This is a genomic window from Limosilactobacillus pontis (assembly GCF_002940945.1).
In the GTDB taxonomy this organism is placed as follows: Bacteria; Bacillota; Bacilli; order Lactobacillales; family Lactobacillaceae; genus Limosilactobacillus; species Limosilactobacillus pontis_A.
Genome location: NZ_PNFV01000012.1, coordinates 24,962 through 41,912, shown reverse-complemented (window position 1 = coordinate 41,912; position 16,951 = coordinate 24,962). Strand labels below are relative to the sequence as shown.

Sequence of the window (16,951 nt, the reverse complement as noted above, 5' to 3'; positions counted from 1 at the left end):
TTAGGTTTGTTGGTGAGATTGGATATTGTTTAGTTTTGAGAGCACAAGCTCTCACCCGAAGAGGGTAGTGTGGTGATGATGGCTTGAAGGATACACCTGTTCCCATGCCGAACACAGTAGTTAAGCTTCAACACGCCGAAAGTAGTTGGGGGATCGCTCCCTGCGAGGATAGGACGTTGCCACGCGATTTTGGAGGATTAGCTCAGTTGGGAGAGCGTCTGCCTTACAAGCAGAGGGTCACAGGTTCGAGCCCTGTATCCTCCATCGAGCCGTTAGCTCAGTTGGTAGAGCATCTGACTTTTAATCAGAGGGTCGTGGGTTCGATCCCCACACGGCTCATTGCCAAACAGCTATCGGTTTGGTATAATAAAAGTGTTGTCCATGCCGACTTAGCTCAGTTGGCAGAGCATCTGTCTTGTAAACAGGGGGTCGGAGGTTCGAATCCTCTAGTCGGCACTAAATATGCGGAAGTAGTTCAGTGGTAGAACATCACCTTGCCATGGTGGGGGTCGCGGGTTCGAATCCCGTCTTCCGCTTTGTCAATTCTATAATGCCGGGGTGGCGGAATTGGCAGACGCACGGGACTTAAAATCCCGCGGTTAGTGATAACCGTACCGGTTCGATCCCGGTCCTCGGCACTTCATGCACCCATAGCGCAATTGGATAGAGTGTCTGACTACGAATCAGAAGGTTGAAGGTTCGACTCCTTCTGGGTGCATTTTTCGGGAAATAGCTCAGCTTGGTAGAGCACCTGGTTTGGGACCAGGGGGTCGCAGGTTCGAATCCTGTTTTCCCGACTTGCTAATTTAATATTAGTTTTCGCGGTGTAGCTCAGCTGGCTAGAGCGTCCGGTTCATACCCGGGAGGTCGAGGGTTCGATCCCCCCCGCCGCGATTTACCTGGCTGTTTTGGACCTTTAGCTCAGTTGGTTAGAGCAAGCGGCTCATAACCGCCCGGTCGTAGGTTCGAGTCCTACAAGGTCCATCAATTGTTTTGGTGAATATATCCATATTATGGAGGATTACCCAAGTGGCTGAAGGGGGCGGTCTTGAAAACCGCTAGGCCGTGAGAGCGACGCGAGGGTTCGAATCCCTCATCCTCCTCTTTTATTATCGCGGGGTAGAGCAGTCTGGTAGCTCGTCGGGCTCATAACCCGGAGGTCGTTGGTTCAAATCCAGCCCCCGCAATTTTGGTCCGTTGGTCTAGTTGGTTTAGGACGCATCCCTGTCACGGATGAGATCACGAGTTCGAGTCTCGTACGGACCGCTTCAGTTTGGCTCGGTAGCTCAGTTGGTAGAGCAACGGATTGAAGCTCCGTGTGTCGGCGGTTCGATTCCGTCCCGCGCCATTGTCCATTATTATTTATATTGCGGGTATAGTTTAGTGGTAAAACCACAGCCTTCCAAGCTGTTGTCGCGAGTTCGATTCTCGTTACCCGCTTTTATGGGCCTATAGCTCAGTTGGTTTAGAGCGCACGCCTGATAAGCGTGAGGTCGATGGTTCAAGTCCATTTAGGCCCATTGGAGAATTACTCAAGTTGGCTGAAGAGGCGCCCCTGCTAAGGGTGTAGGTCGCGAAAGCGGCGCGAGGGTTCGAATCCCTCATTCTCCGTTAATGACCCGTTAGTCAAGTGGTTAAGACACCAGCCTTTCACGCTGGTATCGTGGGTTCAAATCCCGCACGGGTCACTTTTATTATCGCGGGGTAGAGCAGTCTGGTAGCTCGTCGGGCTCATAACCCGGAGGTCGTTGGTTCAAATCCAGCCCCCGCAATTTTGGTCCGTTGGTCTAGTTGGTTTAGGACGCATCCCTGTCACGGATGAGATCACGAGTTCGAGTCTCGTACGGACCGTTAAGTAAGCTAAGTGCATTGTGCACTTAGCTTTTTTTCTTTTAAATAAAAAACGATCAAGAAACTTGATCGTTTGCTGATTAAGGTTGGATGAAATTAACGTACTGGACGGTAGATTTCATCGTAATAATAGTTGTCCGACCCCATGGTAGTAAAGTTAGTCAATGACTTGAAGGAGTCACTTTCCCGCCAAGCTGTTAGGTCTTCGAAGTCATTCCACGCTGTCAAGAGAACTAGGGTAGAACTTTCATTATGGTTGGCGACCGAGGTCATCAGGACACCGTTAGCAGTACTTGGTGCATCGTCAACAATCTTTTCTAAACTGTTGTAAAGCAGTTTCTGGCGATCGCCGTTGACCTGGAAGGACTGGTAGTATAAGACACCAGTCAGATTAGCATTTAATGATGACTCTAGGACGGTCAGAGTAACTGGAGACTTGAATATCGGATCCTTGCCGGACAAGTCAAACAGGGCAAGCTTATTGCTGTGTGTGGAAGCCTGCATCAACTTAAACTGGCGATCAGGGTTTTCTTTAATGATATCTTCTAAGATTTGGTGTGAGCCAAATGTAAAACTAACTTTAGTTAACACGAAGATCCCTCCTATTTAATGTATACTCTATTATTATAGTACAGATTAGCATAAAAGATGGATGGAAGTAGTCAATAATTAAATAAAGGTAAATTTACTTACAAAAAGTTAATAAATTTATCGAATCCCCTTTTATCACCTGCTATAAGATAGTATAATATTAGTTGTATTAATGAATGTTGTCGTTACTAATCTTTAAGGAGGCTTTTATTTAATGGTTACTCTTTTCACGTCTCCAAGTTGTACCTCTTGTCGCAAGGCACGCGCCTGGTTGCAAGAACACAACATTCCATTTAAGGAACGAAATATTTTTTCTGAACCGTTATCACTTGATGAGATAAAAAACATCTTACGGATGACAGAAAATGGGACTGAGGATATTATTTCTAAACGGTCCAAGGCTTATAAGAAACTAAAGCTGGACCTAAATGAGCTGCCAATGAAGCAACTCTTCGCCTTGATCAGTGAGAATCCGGGCCTGTTACGGCGGCCAATCATTATGGATGATAAGCGGCTGCAGGTGGGTTATAACGAGGACGAGATCCGCCGTTTTCTACCACGAAAGGTTCGGGCATTCGAGCTGGCGGAGGCCCAACGTAAGGCAAACTTGATTTAATCTTCACGTGGCTGGGAGAAAGCAAAGTCTTCTCTGGCCACTTTATTTTTTGATAATTGCAGTGTAGTTTCAAACAAGCTAATGAGCTAGTTTTATATTATCAGCATGGTGATAAATAAAGGTTGGATTACCATTAGTTGCCAGGGGAGGTAGCCACTTCCTTTTTCTTTACTTTTATGAGAAAGGCTTTAGAATAGTAGTTAATGATTTAAATTGCGGATCTAGGGGGTGCTGCCAATGGAGATGGAACACATTAATAAAAATACGATTCGCGTCTTAATCGACAATGATGATCTGAACGCCCGAGGTATTACTATCCTCGACCTCCTGGGCGACCACCAGCAGATTGAGGATTTCTTTTACAGCATCTTGCGCGAGGTTGATACCGACCACCAGTTTCAGGACAATGATGCGGTAACCTTTCAGGTGATGCCAACGGAAAGGGGTCTTGAGTTGTTCATCAGTAAGAACGATCCCAATGACCCTAACGCCGATAATAATGCCCAGATTGCGCGGTATATCAAAAATAACCTAGCCCGCTCTGCTGCCAATCAGAAGAATAATACTCCAGTTCAACCGGTGCAGTCACAGCAACTAAATGCGGCCGAACCTCACCAAGCAAATAGCTGGCGAGTGGTGGTTTTTGATGTTTTCGAGAATCTGATTGACTTCGCTCGGATTGCCGAGGATGATGACATCGTGAGCGACCTTTATAAGTATAACGATAAGTATTATTTGGTTCTCCAATACTTCCAACCAGTTGAAAATAAAAGCCTAGTGGAGGATAGTCTGGCACTAGCCTACGAATATGGGAACCGGACGGCAATGACTCCGGATTACTTGAGTGAGCACGGCAAGAAGCTAATGACAGTGTCGGCCTTACATACTGTTCGTCACTACTTTAACTAAGGATAAGCGTGAGATTGTATCTCGCGCTTTTTCTTTTATCATCCGTATATATCATATGGGGGTGAAAAAGATGCTTGTTGCAGTAAAGGCAGGACGATTGGTTTTAGCAGGCAATGCACAGGAGAAGACAGGTTACCGCTGTCCGGGTTGCAATGAATTGGTGATTCTGCGGCGGGGACGGCACAAGATCGCACACTTTGCCCATCGACCGGGGAGCAAGTGCCGGCTCGGCGAGGGTGAGACATCGGAACACTTACTTGGTAAGCGTCAATTGCTGCAGTGGTATCGCCAGCAAGGGTATCAGGTGAAATTAGAGGCTTACCTGCCACAGATTGCCCAGCGTCCGGATCTTTTATTGACAGAAAAGGACCGTCGGGTGGCAATCGAATTTCAGTGTAGTCCACTGAGTCTAGAACGTCTTCGGGAACGCAATGCAGGGTATCGTCAGTGCGGTATTTCTTTTCATTGGCTGCTCGGTGCGCCCTATCAGAAACGTCGACTTCAGGTGGCAAAGGTGGCTCAGTTTACCCAGGAGGTTGCTGGGCGTCCCGTTTTACTCTTTTGGGACACCCGGGTTGGTCGTCTGCTGGTTCAGCGAGATCTATTGCAGTGTTCTTTTGTTCACGGGACGGAGATGGGACCGGTAATGATGATTAGGGCTCAGATCCACCACCTCAATGGAATTCAGTATGGCCGTGGAGGCGGTGTGATCGTACGCCAGATGTTGACTAGTCTGCCAGGCCACTATCCCTTAGCAGCATGTCCGCTGGTCTGTCATGATACTGTTCCTACCTGGCCGGTATTGGACGAGCCGGTCATCATGTGGCGCATTCGGGTCGTTATGGCGCTTATTCATCAACCGGTCTTTACATTCTGGTCCCAGGCAAATTGGCGGGAATGGTTAGCGGTAATGGCAGCAGATCACTGGTTGAATTTTGGCTGCTTGGATGGTCGGAGCCTACGTGACAACCTGCTGGTCATCTTTACTCAAGAACTATTGCGGGAACGGGTTCTCATCGCCTGCCCGGATGGTTACATCCTCTTTCAGCACCCTGTCTGGTTTACCAGCGTTCCGGAGAAGTTAAAGTATCTGGAACGGGGTGGGTTTTCACGGATAAGTGCATTAAAATAGAAGAAAAGGGGATGAAAATTGTGAAAAAACATACCTGTACGACACTCTTGGTGGGGAAGAAGGCTACCCTAGACGGTTCAACGATTGTTTGTCGGGAGGAAGACTATGGCAACGCTTTCGACCCGCAGCGCTTTACCTACGTTAAGCCTACTGACCAGCCTCGCCACTACCAAAGCAAGACAACGGATTTTACCATCGACCTCCCGGATACGCCCGTTGGATACACCTCGACGCCGGATGCTGATAGTTCCGCGGGGATCTTTGCGGCTGGCGGGATCAACCAGCATAACGTTGCCATGACCGGGACCGAAACGATCACGACTAATTCACGGATACTAGGGATTGATCCCTTTAACGCTACCGATGGGATTGGCGAAGAGGATTTCGTGACCCTGGTCCTGCCGTATATCAGGACGGCACGAGAAGGGGTCGAACGACTGGGTCACCTGCTCGAACGCTATGGGACCTATGAGTCCAACGCTATCTCATTTGGTGATCATGATGAGGTCTGGTACATGGAAACAATCGGTGGTCATCACTGGGCTGCCGTTCGGATCCCGGATGATGCCTTTGTGATCGCCCCTAATCGGTTGAATATCGATGATTTCGACTTTACGTCTGCTGATACCTGCTGTTCGGCTGATTTGAAGGGCCTGATTGATGACAACCGACTTAATCCGGCGCTTGACGGGCATTATAACCTGCGACAGATATTTGGCAGTCAGACGGTTACCGATACGCGTTACAATAATCCGCGAGCATGGTATGTTCAGCAACAACTGAGTACTAAGCCGACCGGTCAGCCGACGGATCAGGATCTCCCATTTATTTGCCGGCCGCGTCATAAGCTCGCCATTGAGGAGATCAAGCAGGTAATGAGTTCGCATTATCAGGGTACATCGTTTGATCCTTATGAGCATGACCAGGCTCCCTACCGGTCAATCGCCCTTAACCGTAATTTAGAATTGCATATTCTGCAGATCCGTAACAACGTTCCTGCTGCTATTGCTGGAATTCACTGGCTTGCCTTTGGTCCGAACGCGTTTAACACAGTGGTACCATTCTATGCCAATATTACCGATACGCCGGCGAGTTATCGAGACACACCTATCAACTATGATGCTGGGAGTATGTATTGGCTGACCCATACCATTGCGGCGATTGGGGATGCTCATTACGCTAAGGCACAGTCAGCAGTTGAAGCCTATGAACAAAAGGTAGTCGCTGCTGGCCGACATATCCAACGGGTGACGGATCAGCAAGTAGACCTGGCGGACCCACAGCACCAGCTAGACCAGGCAAATGAACAGATGGCGACGATCGCCATGAAGGAGGCCACCGTCCTGTTGGGCAAGCTGGTCAAGATTGCTTTTGGTGATGCCAAACTGCAATATTAAGATAAACTAACCAAAAAAATGACCAGGATTTTCCTGATCACTTTTTTTATCGGTTCATTTTTGAATAGTTTTGAGGGCTGGCCGATGGAACTGGGCCGCAAACTGGGCCGCACTCTGCCGATGGTCAATTTTATTTTCACGGAAGGCCTGGATAAGGGTCTCATAGTCGAAATTAGCAATGAGATAGCCATAGTCTGTTTGGTCGGTATCAAAAACCACCGCTGTCGCCGTCTGAGTAACTCCTAGTTCGGCGGCCATTCGCTGGTCCTCTTGAAAGGCCTGACGGGCAAGCTTGGACTGACGGTCCTCCATGAACATCTCCAGATCCAAACCAGCTTCCTTGGCAACTTGTTCGGCCAACTGACGTGAATAACCAACCTGCCCCTTGACAATGGCATCCTGGAGCCGCAGAAGATAACAGCGTCCTCGCTTACGACCCTGGAAAAGTGCTGCCTTATAATCCAAGATAACCTGGAAGATAGTGTTAGAAACGTGCTGGCGAACCGTCAGATCGCAACGGCTGAGCCCATATAGGCGTATGGTATCGCTAATTGTCTGCATGTTAAACAGCGGGACAAATTGATAATTAATTTTGGTATTCAGTTCATGATCCACCCGTAAGACGTCATTTTCACAGCGGAAACAACGCATCCCCAAGGGGTTTACAAATAAATGAATCTCAAGCATCAACTGCTCCTCCGATCAATAATAGCCTTAATTTGTTTTGTGAACATTTTCAATTGTGGCAAAAAAAGTGCTGCTTGTAAAGTAAACCGTATCGGGTCCACCAGTTAACTAAAGTATGCTAAAATAATATGCAGATTTAATGGGAGGCTTTAACATGATTGAAAATTGGCAGCACTTTTTATTGCCATATCAACAGGCCGTCAATGAATTAAAGGTAAAACTACGCGGGATGCGTAAACAATACCAGGAGCAAGGAGAGCACTCGCCGATCGAGTTTGTTACCGGACGGGTTAAACCCGTTGATAGCATCAAGGAGAAGATGGTGCGGCGCCACGTCCAAGAAGACCGGTTGGAGCAGGATATGCAGGATATTGCTGGCCTGCGGATCATGTGTCAGTTTGTTGAAGACATCTATGTAGTCGTCGATCTGTTGCGGCAGCGTAGCGATATGACTATCCTAGAGGAGCGGGATTATGTCACTAACGTTAAGCCCAGCGGTTATCGATCCTATCACATTGTAATCGAGTATCCGGTTCAGCTGGTGACCGGAGAAAAAAAGATTTTGGCCGAGATCCAGGTGCGAACCCTGGCAATGAACTTTTGGGCCACAATTGAGCATTCTCTGAACTATAAGTACCAGGGGGCCTTTCCTGAAGAACTATCGGCTCGGCTACAGCGGGCGGCCGAGGCGGCCTTCCGTTTGGATAATGAGATGTCGGAGATTCGCGAGGAGATCAAGGAGGCCCAGACCCTCTTTTCACAGCGGACGCTGACCAAGGATGCTGAGCAGGATAAAGAGAAGGGACAACGTAATGAGAGTAGCGATATATAACAACGAAACGGCCGAGTCGCAGCGAGTCACCAAGTTGCTGCGTGTAGATATGGAGAAGGCTGGACTGGTATACGACCAGCAGAAGCCCGAGGTTGTCGTCACAATCGGTGGGGATGGGACTCTGCTGTCTGCCTTTCATCATTATCAACACCAACTTGACCGGGTACGCTTTGTGGGGATCCACACTGGGCACCTAGGTTTTTATACCGATTGGCGTAATTTTGAGATTGACGACCTGGTCGACAGCCTGGTCCGGGATAGCGGCCAGTCAGTTGCTTACCCCCTGCTGGATATGAAGGCGATTTACTCGGACGGGTTAGTCGATCACTTCATTGCCCTTAATGAGTCGACGATTCGCAACATCACCAAGACGATGGTCTGCGATGTTTACATCAATAATCAGCTCTTCGAGAATTTTCGGGGCGATGGCCTGTGCATCTCAACACCAACCGGATCTACCGCTTATAACAAATCAGTTGGTGGGGCAATTATGGATCCGCACAGTGTCGGCTTCCAGCTTGCTGAGATGGCATCTTTAAACAACCGGGTCTTTCGGACGCTAGGCTCACCAATCATTTTTGGTGCTGATGCTAAGCTGATGTTGCGCCTGCGAGACGCAAACGGCCATGTGCTGACCTGCGATCGTGATCAGCTCATGTTGAAGAACAAGAAGGGCCAGCGTTATCTGATGGAATTAGCCTATCAGGTTTCGGATCAAAAGATTAACTTTGCCCGCTACCGCCACAATAATTTCTGGAACCGAGTCAAAGATTCCTTTATTGGTGGGACCAAGTAATGGAGTTTACGTGGAAATATCAGCAGGCGGTCCCACGGCGACTGCGGTCGGCCCTCAGAATGAAAGGGGTAACTAGTTCACTGATGAAGGTTGCAATCTACCATGGCGGTAAGATGTTGATCAACGGTGAGGAGAAGTGGGCAGTTGACATGGTTCACCCCGGAGATAGCTTCACTCTGGTCTTGCCCCCTGAAGCCGGTAATGAGCATGTGGTAGCCTATCCAGCGCCACTTCAGATTGTCTATGAAGATCAAGATTTCTTGGTTCTGAATAAACCGGCTGGGGTGGCCACCGTTCCGGCTCACCATGTAGCAGTTCCCGACAGCCTGGTTAATCGGGTCAAGTCCTATTATCAGCAGCAGGGTTACGAGAACCAAGTGATTCACGTGGCTACCAGACTGGACAAGGACACCAGTGGACTGGTGATCTTTCCAAAACACCGCTTTGCCCACGCTGTTCTCGACCGTCAGCTAAAGCATCACCAGGTCAAGAAAAATTACCTGGCCCTGGTTCGGGGACGAGTATCAGCTGACCATGGCTATGTCGATGCCCCAATTATGCGGGATCCCGAATCGTTTGTCCAACGGATGGTCGGGAATGGTGGCAAGGCCTCGGTGACCGAGTATTGGGTTCAGGGGCGTAGCGCATCTGGATCGCTGGTCAAGGTTCGTCTGCACACTGGCCGGACTCACCAGATTCGAGTTCACTTCAGTTATCTGGGGCATTCACTTCTGGGGGATGATATGTACGGGCAGAAATCGTCGCTGATTGCCCGTCAGGCCCTGCATTGTTATTGGTTGCAGTTCTATAGTCCGTTTAAGGGTGAGAATATTACGGTAACCGCCCCACTGCCGACCGACATGCGGACAGCTATCACGGCTGTGGGTTTAAGTCAGCCATAAAAAAGGTCGATGACGTTTTTTGTCATCGACCTTTTGATATATAAAACTTACTTCCACTTCATGACGCAAACTGGTTCTGGGCAGGCAACGTCCTTCTGCAGGAGGGTTAGCTTGCCGGTATCGGCATCCCGTTTGTAGAGGGTAAGGTTATCGGAATTCTGGTTAGAGGCAAGCAGGTAGGATTCATCCTGGCTGAGGTTGAAATCCCGTGGAAAGTCTCCTTCGGTTGAGATGGACTGGATATGCTTAACCGTGAAGTCCGGCTGGACCGCAAAGACAGCGATCGTATTTTCACCACGGTTGGAGGTGTAAATGAATTTACCATCGCTGGAGAAGCGGATAGCGGCTGCCCCGTTGTGGGCTGTCCAGTCATCTGGAATTGTCTTGATCGTCTGGACATGGGTGAAACTGGCATCGGTGGCATTGTACTTCAGAACTTCAAGCTTACTAGACAGTTCACCGAGAACATAGGCGTACTTGCCATTTGGATGGAAGGCAATGTGACGGGTCCCAAAGCCGTCTTCACACTTATAACGGGAGACAGCGGTTAGCTTGCCATCGGCGGAGACATCGTAGACCACGATCAAGTCCATCCCTAGGTCACAAACGACCAGGCGTTGGTCTGGAGTCAGGTCGGCAAAGTGAACGTGGGGGGCCTCCTGTTCTGGCTGGGGACCGGTTGCTCCCTGATGGGTAACGGAATCGGTCTGGGTCAGTGTTCCGTCTTCGTTGATCTTGAAGACGTCAACCTTGGCGGTGTGGTAATTAGCACTGTAGAGCAGGTGGCGCTTTTTATCAAGACCGACGTAGGCTGGTGGGGCACCTGCGGCGAGGACCTTGCTGAGCATCTTTGCGTTGTCGTCCTTCAGGGAGTAAGATGCCACGCCTCCTTGGTCACCGATCTGCTTGATGGCATAGACCCGGTCGTTGTTGCCAACTTGCAGATAGGCTGGTTTCTGGGATGGGATGGCCAGGCGGACGTTGGTTAGCTTGCCAGCGTCATCATCAAGGGTGACGGCGTAGACACCTTTACTGTCCTTTTTGGTATAGGTTCCAATTAAAAAATTCTCTTCCACGATGGAATTCCTCCTTTGAAAATGCTTACTTATATGATAGCAAAATTATGGCTATGGTAAACTATTAATATTGAGAAAAAAGGAAAGGTCAGATCAATGTGAAGAAAATCGAAAAGCAACGGCAGTTCGTAAAACGACATCTCGACCTCTTTCGGTGTCCGACCTGTCAGGAGCCCTTTGTCCAGCTGACGGAGAACAGTATTGTTTGTGGGCGGGGACATCGGATTGACTTCAATAAGCATGGCTACCTCCATTTCTTACGGGGGGCCGCAGATACGGAATATGGGCGGAAAATGTTTCTGGCCCGCCGTGAACTCTTAAATGCGGGGCTGTTCAAGCCAATCGTTGAAGAAATTGCCAAAGCTCTGCCGTCACAGCCCCTGAATATCCTGGACGTCGGTACGGGGGAGGGGACGCCGTTCTACCAGTTGAGCGAGTTGCGAGCCGGGCAGGACGACTGTCTAGTAGGTTTTGATATTTCTAAGGCCGGTGTGACATTGGCTACTCAGTTAGACATGAAAGCCTTTTTCTGCGTGGCGGATCTTCGTCAATTGCCATTCAACGATCAGTCTTTCGATGCAATCATTGAATTGTTTTCGCCTTCAGATTACGCAGAATTCAACCGGGTTCTAATGCCCGGTGGTACCCTGATCAAGGTGATCCCCAACGCTGACTACTTAACCGAACTGCGTCACCTCCTTTATGCTGAAGGTGACCAGCACGCTCACTATGATAATTCCCGGGTCAAGGAGCTGTTTGCACAGCACTACCCAAACGGTCGGGTTCAACGGGTTCGCTACCGGTTTGAGTTGCCAGCAGGGATGCAGGCAGCTCTAGTTGAAATGACGCCCCTTCATTGGGGACGTGGTGTTAAGCAGCTAACTGCTACCGAGTTAGCAAATCTGCAGGCAGTGACCGTCGATGTTAGTCTGCTGATTGCTAAAAAATCTTAATAAAATGTTTGCACAAGCAAAGAAATGATGCTAAAGTATTATAAAGAAATCGTTTGGCAGTTGACATCGAACCGATTCGTTGGTAACTGCCAAAGAGTACTTCATTAAAGCAGCGTTTCGCCGTGCCCACACCGAGACCCTGCTTTTTTTATTTCTGAGGAGTTTAACAATGACTAATCATATTGTACTGTTTGAACCACTTTTCCCCGCCAATACGGGCAACATTGCCCGGACCTGTGCGGGAACCAATACGGAACTGCACCTGATCCGTCCTCTGGGTTTCTCTACTGATGATAAGCACATGAAGCGGGCCGGGTTGGATTACTGGGATAAGGTCAAAATTACCTATCATGATGATCTTCAGCAGTTTGTTGCCAGTGTACCAGACATCAGCAAGCTGTATTTAGTTTCCAAGTTTGCCAGCCGCGATTATACTGACGTGGACTACACTAGTGAAGGTGACCATTACTTTCTGTTTGGCAAGGAGACGACCGGTCTGCCTGAACAGTTTATGCGCCGCTACCCAGAGAATGCTATCCGAATTCCACAAAACGATGATAATATTCGGGCACTCAACCTCTCGAATAGTGCGGCCATCGTCATCTATGAGGCCCTGCGTCAGCAGAGTTTCCCGGGATTAGCCCGGGTGCACACCTATCACTTTGACAAGCTGAAGTAGCGAAGGGAGGGCGTATGGCACAGCGAAAGAAAACAAATAAGCGGCGCCGCCCACGCCGGAGTTCAAATGCTAAGCAACACCGTCTTATCAATAACCTGGCCGGGATTATTGTTGTCCTGCTGATGCTGGTGGGACTATTCAAACTGGGAGCCTTAGGGGCAGTGATTCAGGGAATTTTTAAGCTCTTGGTTGGAGCGGGCTATCCGATCTTAATGCTAGTTGTCCTGCTCTACGGGCTTGGCTTTGCCCTCTATGCTCGCTGGCTGCACTTTGGTCCGCGCCGAATCACGGGGGCGGTGGTCTGCTATCTGGGACTCTTGATTTGGTTGCATGTTTTGATGATGGATCAATTGAACGTGCACGCCAAGATTCCGGTAGTCACTTGGAGCAACCTGAGCAAAGCCGTGCTTAACGGGGATAGCACCCTGCCAATCGGTGGGGGGATGCTGGGGGCCTATCTCTATACCGCCTGTGATGTCCTGGTCGACCGGGTTGGGACGGCTATTTTGTCCTGGCTCCTGATGATTTGTGGTATGGTAATCTTCTTTGCCCTGCCTTGGCGGGATTTTCTCCGGCTTTGTGGTCAGCTGGTTCAGCGTCTGGCGGGGGCGCTCCACACCGGTGGTCAAGAACTATCAGCCAAGATGAAGCAGCCGGGGGTGACTGCCCCGGCTTCGACGGCTCCGGAACCATCACTGAGTCGGAAGGTTCAGGACTTCTTCAAGGATGATAACGAAGAGGCGGCAACACCATCAGAAGCTCCAGCGCCGCAACCCACAACCCCGGTGGCCGAGCCAAGAATCACAGTGGCTAGTGACCAACAGGAGAAAACAACTCCAAAGAGCGATGTCTCAAGTGATGAACAGTCTGAACTTTCCCTGGCTGGAGTTTCGGCTCAGGCGGACAAGGATTACCAGTTGCCGCCATTGACCTTGTTGAGCAAGGTTAAGCCGACTGATCAGCAGGCTGACTTGAAGAACATTAAGAAAAATACCCAGTTGTTACAGAAGACCCTGAAGTCCTTCAATGTTAATGCAACGGTTGAGAACGTCAATTTAGGACCGTCTGTTACCAAGTATGAACTGCGGCCAGCCGTTGGGGTCAAGGTCAGCCGGATTACCCACTTGGCAGATGATTTAGCCCTGGCTCTGGCCGCCAAGGATATCCGGATTGAGGCGCCAATTCCTGGCAAGTCGCTGATTGGGATCGAGGTGCCAAACCAACAGGTAGCCACCGTGGGCTTCCGCAACATGTTTGAGGCGGCACCCCAGGATGACAACCCGATGGATGTTCCACTTGGGAGGACTGTTACTGGGGATGTTGAAATGGCGGACTTGACTAAGATGCCCCATCTTCTGATCGCCGGAGCGACCGGGAGTGGGAAGTCGGTAGCAATCAACGTTATTCTGACTAGCATTTTACTCAAGGCTAAGCCCCACCAGGTGAAGATGCTTTTAATTGATCCGAAGAAGGTCGAGCTGAGCGTCTATAATGATATTCCCCACTTGCTTAGCCCGGTGGTTTCCGAGCCCAAGAAAGCGGCCCGGGCATTAGGAAAGGTAGTAGCAGAGATGGAACGGCGCTACGAACTGTTTGCTAAGTTTGGAGTTCGCAACCTCAAGGGGTACAATCACCTAGTTCAACAGCAGAACAGTGCTCACCCTGAACAGCAGCAGCCCTCGCTACCGTTGATTCTGGTAGTCGTTGATGAATTGGCAGATCTGATGATGACGGTCTCCAATGATGTCGAGGATGCCATCGTTCGGATCGCTCAGATGGGACGAGCCGCTGGAATCCATATGATTCTGGCGACCCAGCGGCCATCCGTCGACGTCATTACCGGTTTGATCAAGGCCAATGTTCCGTCGCGGATTGCTTTTGCAGTTTCTAGTGGGGTTGATTCGCGAACTATCCTGGATGCCAACGGGGCTGAAAAGTTGCTCGGTCGTGGGGATATGCTGTTTGAACCGATTGACCAGAATAAGCCGGTTCGGGTTCAGGGAGCGTTTATTGCCGACCGGGATGTAGAAGCAGTGGTTGACTTTATCAAACAGGAGCGGCCAGCCGAGTACGATAAACAGATGGTGGTCAGCGACTCTGAGATGGCTGCGGAAGCCGAGAAAGAGGATGAGGATCCGCTCTTTCAAGAGGCCCTTGATTTTGTGGTTCAGGAACAGCGAGCTTCTACATCACTTATCCAACGTCGCTTTAGGATTGGTTATAATCGAGCGGCCCGGATTGTTGATGACATGGCTCAGCGGGGCTATATTAGTCCAGCTAATGGTTCAAAGCCGCGTGAGGTTTATAAAAAAACCGACCAACCGGAACAAAAATAAAAGAAGCGGTCATGCAAACTCGTTGCATGACCGCTTCTTGCGTTCGGGCTTAGATAAGATTCAATGCGGCGACCGCACTGAAGATGAGTGATCCGAGCATCGCAATCAGCATTAACCAGATGGCGACCATGGTGATCTTTTGGAAACGTGTCTTCTTCTTCCGTTGCATAATCCTTAACCACCTTTCACGATTGGTAACTTATAGTAGTGTACCGCATTTTGTCGCCAGCTTTCAAACGGAATGCTAAATTTATGGTAGACTACTTAAAACAATGAATTTTAAGGTGGCTAAAAAAGTGTTGGTTGATTATCATCGTATCTTAATACAGTTGACGATCGTTCTCTTATTGGCAATAGCGACCAGCTTATTAAAGCGATTTAATCGCGGACTGTTGATACGCCGGTACTGTCGTTACGGCTGGGTGCTAGTCCTCTGGGGCATGAGCATTGTTAATTTGGGACCGTATTGGTTTGCCTATCCAGTAGCTCTCTGGATGCTGCTTGCCCTAGTACTGATCTTCATTCAGCTATTGCATAACCACGAGTTCATCTATCGGCGTTACTGGCCAGTTTTCTGGCACTGGTCTTTGTTGTATGCGGTGGTGGTGTTTATCGTCTCGCTGTTTAGTGGGAAATTACCATTGGTATAATAAATTAATAATTAATATTTATTAAGTAAGGTAACGGAAATTGGACGATTTTCGTTACTTTTTTATTATAATAAAATCCTGAAATACCGTGGTGAGAAGTGGGGGATTGTGGTAGACTTGTCCTATAAAGTGGTAAAGGGGATGAGTGGCTTGTTGATGGGTGAATATCAGCATACGCTTGACACCAAACAGCGGCTGATCATCCCAGCTAAATTCCGTGACCAGCTTGGTAGTCAGTTTGTGGTTACCCGGGGCTTAGATGGGTGTCTTTTCGGGTACCCAATGGCTGAATGGCGGTTACTAGAGGAAAAATTGAAGACGTTACCGCTGACCAAGCGGGACGCCCGGGCATTTGTCCGCTTTCTCTATTCCGCCGCTACTGTTTGTATGATTGATAAGCAGGGGCGAATCAATATTCCAGACCCGCTTTGCCAGTATGCCAAGCTGAGTAAGAAGTGCATGGTGGTCGGGGTTTCCAATCGTCTAGAAATCTGGGATCGTGACCGTTGGGACGAATACAATACTGATACCGCGGATAACTTTGATGAGATTGCTGAGGATTTAAACATTGATTTCTAAAAGGAGGGAAAGTTGATGGCAGAGTTTAAGCACGTGACGGTTTTGCTCCATGAGGCCGTGGCAGGACTAAATCTGCAACCAACTGGTACCTATGTTGATGCAACCCTTGGTGGTGGTGGTCATTCTGGCGAAATCTTAAAGCAGTTGACCACCGGTCACCTTTATTCATTTGATCAAGATAAGACAGCCATTGCCTATAATCAGGATCATCTAGCTGCTGCCCTGGCGAATGGACGGCTGACCTTGGTGGAGGATAACTTCCGCCACCTCAAGCATGCATTGGCCATGCATGGAGTTACGACAATTGATGGAATCGTCTATGACCTCGGGGTTTCTTCGCCGCAATTTGATGATGGCGCCCGGGGCTTTAGCTACCAGCACGATGCGCCTTTAGACATGCGGATGAACCAGGAACAATCGTTATCGGCAATGGAAGTTGTCAATGAATGGCCATATGAGCGCCTGGTCAAGATCCTTTATCGTTATGGCGAGGAGCACTTTGCAAAGCAGATTGCCCGCAAGATCGAGCAACGTCGAACACACCAGCCGATCCGGACCACCTTTGAATTGGTGGATGTCATCAAAGAAGCAATTCCGGCGGCAGCTCGACGTCACGGGGGGCATCCAGCGAAAAAGAGTTTTCAAGCGATCCGAATTGCGGTCAATGACGAACTGGGTGCCCTTGAGGAGTCTCTGGAACAGGCGCTAGATATCCTAAGTGTCCATGGCCGGATCAGCGTGATTACTTTCCAGTCTTTAGAAGACCGGTTGGTGAAGACAATGTTTCGGGAAAAGACCTCACTGAGTGCTGACTTGCCTCAGGGACTACCGGTGATTCCGGCTGGGATGGAGCCCCATTTTAAATTAGTAAATAAGAAGCCAATTCTTCCTAGTGCTCACGAATTAGCCGCTAATCATCGAGCACATAGCGCAAAGTTGCGAATTATCGAGAAAATCAAATAAAG

17 protein-coding genes, 19 tRNA genes and 1 rRNA gene are annotated in these 16,951 nt (G+C 49.2%); 33 read left to right on the top strand and 4 right to left on the bottom strand.

Annotation, left to right across the window (positions count from 1 at the left end; translation table 11 throughout):
- Positions 1-68 precede the first annotated feature (68 nt).
- The 20 genes from rrf to CK797_RS08295 all read left to right on the top strand — a co-directional run bounded on the left by rrf (position 69) and on the right by CK797_RS08295 (position 1,851).
- Positions 69-185, top strand: a 5S ribosomal RNA gene (gene rrf, locus CK797_RS08390).
- Between the two features lie 6 nt (positions 186-191).
- Positions 192-264: transfer RNA gene (locus CK797_RS08385), tRNA-Val, on the top strand.
- Positions 265-266: 2 nt separating this feature from the next.
- Positions 267-339, top strand: a tRNA-Lys gene (locus tag CK797_RS08380).
- A 44-nt stretch (positions 340-383) separates the two neighbouring features.
- Positions 384-456 (top strand) — tRNA-Thr (locus CK797_RS08375).
- Positions 457-464: 8 nt separating this feature from the next.
- Positions 465-536: transfer RNA gene (locus CK797_RS08370), tRNA-Gly, on the top strand.
- 16 nt (positions 537-552) lie between these two features.
- Positions 553-638, top strand: a tRNA-Leu gene (locus CK797_RS08365).
- A 6-nt stretch (positions 639-644) separates the two neighbouring features.
- Positions 645-718: transfer RNA gene (locus tag CK797_RS08360), tRNA-Arg, on the top strand.
- Positions 719-723: 5 nt separating this feature from the next.
- Positions 724-797: transfer RNA gene (locus CK797_RS08355), tRNA-Pro, on the top strand.
- 23 nt (positions 798-820) lie between these two features.
- Positions 821-894: transfer RNA gene (locus CK797_RS08350), tRNA-Met, on the top strand.
- Between the two features lie 16 nt (positions 895-910).
- Positions 911-984, top strand: a tRNA-Ile gene (locus CK797_RS08345).
- Between the two features lie 31 nt (positions 985-1,015).
- Positions 1,016-1,103, top strand: a tRNA-Ser gene (locus CK797_RS08340).
- A 10-nt stretch (positions 1,104-1,113) separates the two neighbouring features.
- Positions 1,114-1,187 (top strand) — tRNA-Met (locus CK797_RS08335).
- Positions 1,188-1,191: 4 nt separating this feature from the next.
- Positions 1,192-1,266: transfer RNA gene (locus tag CK797_RS08330), tRNA-Asp, on the top strand.
- A gap of 9 nt (positions 1,267-1,275) precedes the next feature.
- Positions 1,276-1,348, top strand: a tRNA-Phe gene (locus tag CK797_RS08325).
- A 21-nt stretch (positions 1,349-1,369) separates the two neighbouring features.
- A tRNA-Gly gene (locus CK797_RS08320) sits at positions 1,370-1,440 on the top strand.
- A gap of 5 nt (positions 1,441-1,445) precedes the next feature.
- Positions 1,446-1,520: transfer RNA gene (locus tag CK797_RS08315), tRNA-Ile, on the top strand.
- Positions 1,521-1,522: 2 nt separating this feature from the next.
- Positions 1,523-1,611: transfer RNA gene (locus CK797_RS08310), tRNA-Ser, on the top strand.
- Positions 1,612-1,616: 5 nt separating this feature from the next.
- A tRNA-Glu gene (locus CK797_RS08305) sits at positions 1,617-1,688 on the top strand.
- A gap of 10 nt (positions 1,689-1,698) precedes the next feature.
- A tRNA-Met gene (locus CK797_RS08300) sits at positions 1,699-1,772 on the top strand.
- A gap of 4 nt (positions 1,773-1,776) precedes the next feature.
- Positions 1,777-1,851, top strand: a tRNA-Asp gene (locus CK797_RS08295).
- Positions 1,852-1,947: 96 nt separating this feature from the next.
- Here CK797_RS08295 and CK797_RS08290 read toward each other — a convergent pair.
- Positions 1,948-2,442, bottom strand: coding sequence for a hypothetical protein (locus tag CK797_RS08290; protein ID WP_104689291.1), 495 nt, complete (start codon positions 2,440-2,442; stop codon positions 1,948-1,950).
- Between the two features lie 214 nt (positions 2,443-2,656).
- On the opposite strand from CK797_RS08290, the gene spxA reads away from it, so the two are divergent.
- From spxA to CK797_RS08270, 4 genes are all read left to right on the top strand, one after another.
- Entirely contained in the window at positions 2,657-3,058 is a 402-nt protein-coding gene (spxA, locus tag CK797_RS08285) for a transcriptional regulator SpxA (RefSeq protein WP_104689290.1), read from the top strand.
- A gap of 237 nt (positions 3,059-3,295) precedes the next feature.
- Positions 3,296-3,967: an adaptor protein MecA gene (locus CK797_RS08280; protein WP_104689289.1), complete on the top strand. Its 672-nt coding sequence runs from the start codon at positions 3,296-3,298 to the stop codon at positions 3,965-3,967.
- 70 nt (positions 3,968-4,037) lie between these two features.
- Complete coding sequence (locus tag CK797_RS08275) at positions 4,038-5,099, top strand: competence protein CoiA (protein WP_181049549.1); 1,062 nt, start codon at positions 4,038-4,040, stop codon at positions 5,097-5,099.
- A gap of 17 nt (positions 5,100-5,116) precedes the next feature.
- Positions 5,117-6,496: a C69 family dipeptidase gene (locus CK797_RS08270; RefSeq protein WP_181049550.1), complete on the top strand. Its 1,380-nt coding sequence runs from the start codon at positions 5,117-5,119 to the stop codon at positions 6,494-6,496.
- Positions 6,497-6,550: 54 nt separating this feature from the next.
- Here the strand turns inward: CK797_RS08270 and CK797_RS08265 are convergent, their stop codons facing one another.
- Positions 6,551-7,183 (bottom strand): DsbA family protein, encoded by a 633-nt coding sequence (locus CK797_RS08265; RefSeq protein WP_104689286.1) that lies wholly within the window; start codon positions 7,181-7,183, stop codon positions 6,551-6,553.
- 154 nt (positions 7,184-7,337) lie between these two features.
- On the opposite strand from CK797_RS08265, the gene CK797_RS08260 reads away from it, so the two are divergent.
- Genes CK797_RS08260 through CK797_RS08250 form a run of 3 tightly spaced genes read left to right on the top strand, consistent with a single transcriptional unit; the run spans position 7,338 to position 9,713 of the window.
- Positions 7,338-8,015, top strand: coding sequence for a GTP pyrophosphokinase family protein (locus CK797_RS08260; RefSeq protein ID WP_104689285.1), 678 nt, complete (start codon positions 7,338-7,340; stop codon positions 8,013-8,015).
- A complete protein-coding gene (locus CK797_RS08255; RefSeq protein WP_104689284.1) occupies positions 7,996-8,811 on the top strand; it encodes an NAD kinase in 816 nt (271 codons plus the stop codon). The genes CK797_RS08260 and CK797_RS08255 overlap by 20 nt, the downstream gene beginning before the upstream one ends.
- Entirely contained in the window at positions 8,811-9,713 is a 903-nt protein-coding gene (locus CK797_RS08250; protein WP_104689283.1) for an RluA family pseudouridine synthase, read from the top strand. The genes CK797_RS08255 and CK797_RS08250 overlap by 1 nt, the downstream gene beginning before the upstream one ends.
- A 47-nt stretch (positions 9,714-9,760) precedes the next feature.
- Here the strand turns inward: CK797_RS08250 and CK797_RS08245 are convergent, their stop codons facing one another.
- A complete protein-coding gene (locus CK797_RS08245) occupies positions 9,761-10,789 on the bottom strand; it encodes a lactonase family protein (RefSeq protein WP_104689282.1) in 1,029 nt (342 codons plus the stop codon).
- Between the two features lie 98 nt (positions 10,790-10,887).
- Here CK797_RS08245 and CK797_RS08240 point away from each other — a divergent pair, with 98 nt between their 5' ends.
- The 3 genes from CK797_RS08240 to CK797_RS08230 all read left to right on the top strand — a co-directional run bounded on the left by CK797_RS08240 (position 10,888) and on the right by CK797_RS08230 (position 14,757).
- The gene (locus CK797_RS08240; RefSeq protein ID WP_104689281.1) at positions 10,888-11,742 is read left to right on the top strand and encodes a methyltransferase domain-containing protein; all 855 of its coding nucleotides are present in this window, start codon (positions 10,888-10,890) and stop codon (positions 11,740-11,742) included.
- Positions 11,743-11,911: 169 nt separating this feature from the next.
- A complete protein-coding gene (locus CK797_RS08235) occupies positions 11,912-12,421 on the top strand; it encodes a tRNA (cytidine(34)-2'-O)-methyltransferase (protein WP_104689280.1) in 510 nt (169 codons plus the stop codon).
- Positions 12,422-12,435: 14 nt separating this feature from the next.
- Complete coding sequence (locus tag CK797_RS08230) at positions 12,436-14,757, top strand: FtsK/SpoIIIE family DNA translocase (protein WP_104689279.1); 2,322 nt, start codon at positions 12,436-12,438, stop codon at positions 14,755-14,757.
- A gap of 49 nt (positions 14,758-14,806) precedes the next feature.
- Here CK797_RS08230 and CK797_RS08225 read toward each other — a convergent pair whose 3' ends face one another.
- On the bottom strand, positions 14,807-14,926 hold the full coding sequence (locus CK797_RS08225) for a DUF4044 domain-containing protein (protein ID WP_083479927.1): 120 nt from the start codon (positions 14,924-14,926) through the stop codon (positions 14,807-14,809).
- A 271-nt stretch (positions 14,927-15,197) separates the two neighbouring features.
- On the opposite strand from CK797_RS08225, the gene CK797_RS09175 reads away from it, so the two are divergent.
- The 3 genes from CK797_RS09175 to rsmH all read left to right on the top strand — a co-directional run bounded on the left by CK797_RS09175 (position 15,198) and on the right by rsmH (position 16,949).
- Positions 15,198-15,407 (top strand): hypothetical protein, encoded by a 210-nt coding sequence (locus tag CK797_RS09175; protein WP_225365046.1) that lies wholly within the window; start codon positions 15,198-15,200, stop codon positions 15,405-15,407.
- Positions 15,408-15,557: 150 nt separating this feature from the next.
- The gene (gene mraZ / locus CK797_RS08215) at positions 15,558-15,986 is read left to right on the top strand and encodes a division/cell wall cluster transcriptional repressor MraZ (protein ID WP_104689292.1); all 429 of its coding nucleotides are present in this window, start codon (positions 15,558-15,560) and stop codon (positions 15,984-15,986) included.
- 15 nt (positions 15,987-16,001) lie between these two features.
- The gene (rsmH, locus tag CK797_RS08210; protein ID WP_104689278.1) at positions 16,002-16,949 is read left to right on the top strand and encodes a 16S rRNA (cytosine(1402)-N(4))-methyltransferase RsmH; all 948 of its coding nucleotides are present in this window, start codon (positions 16,002-16,004) and stop codon (positions 16,947-16,949) included.
- Positions 16,950-16,951 lie beyond the last annotated feature (2 nt).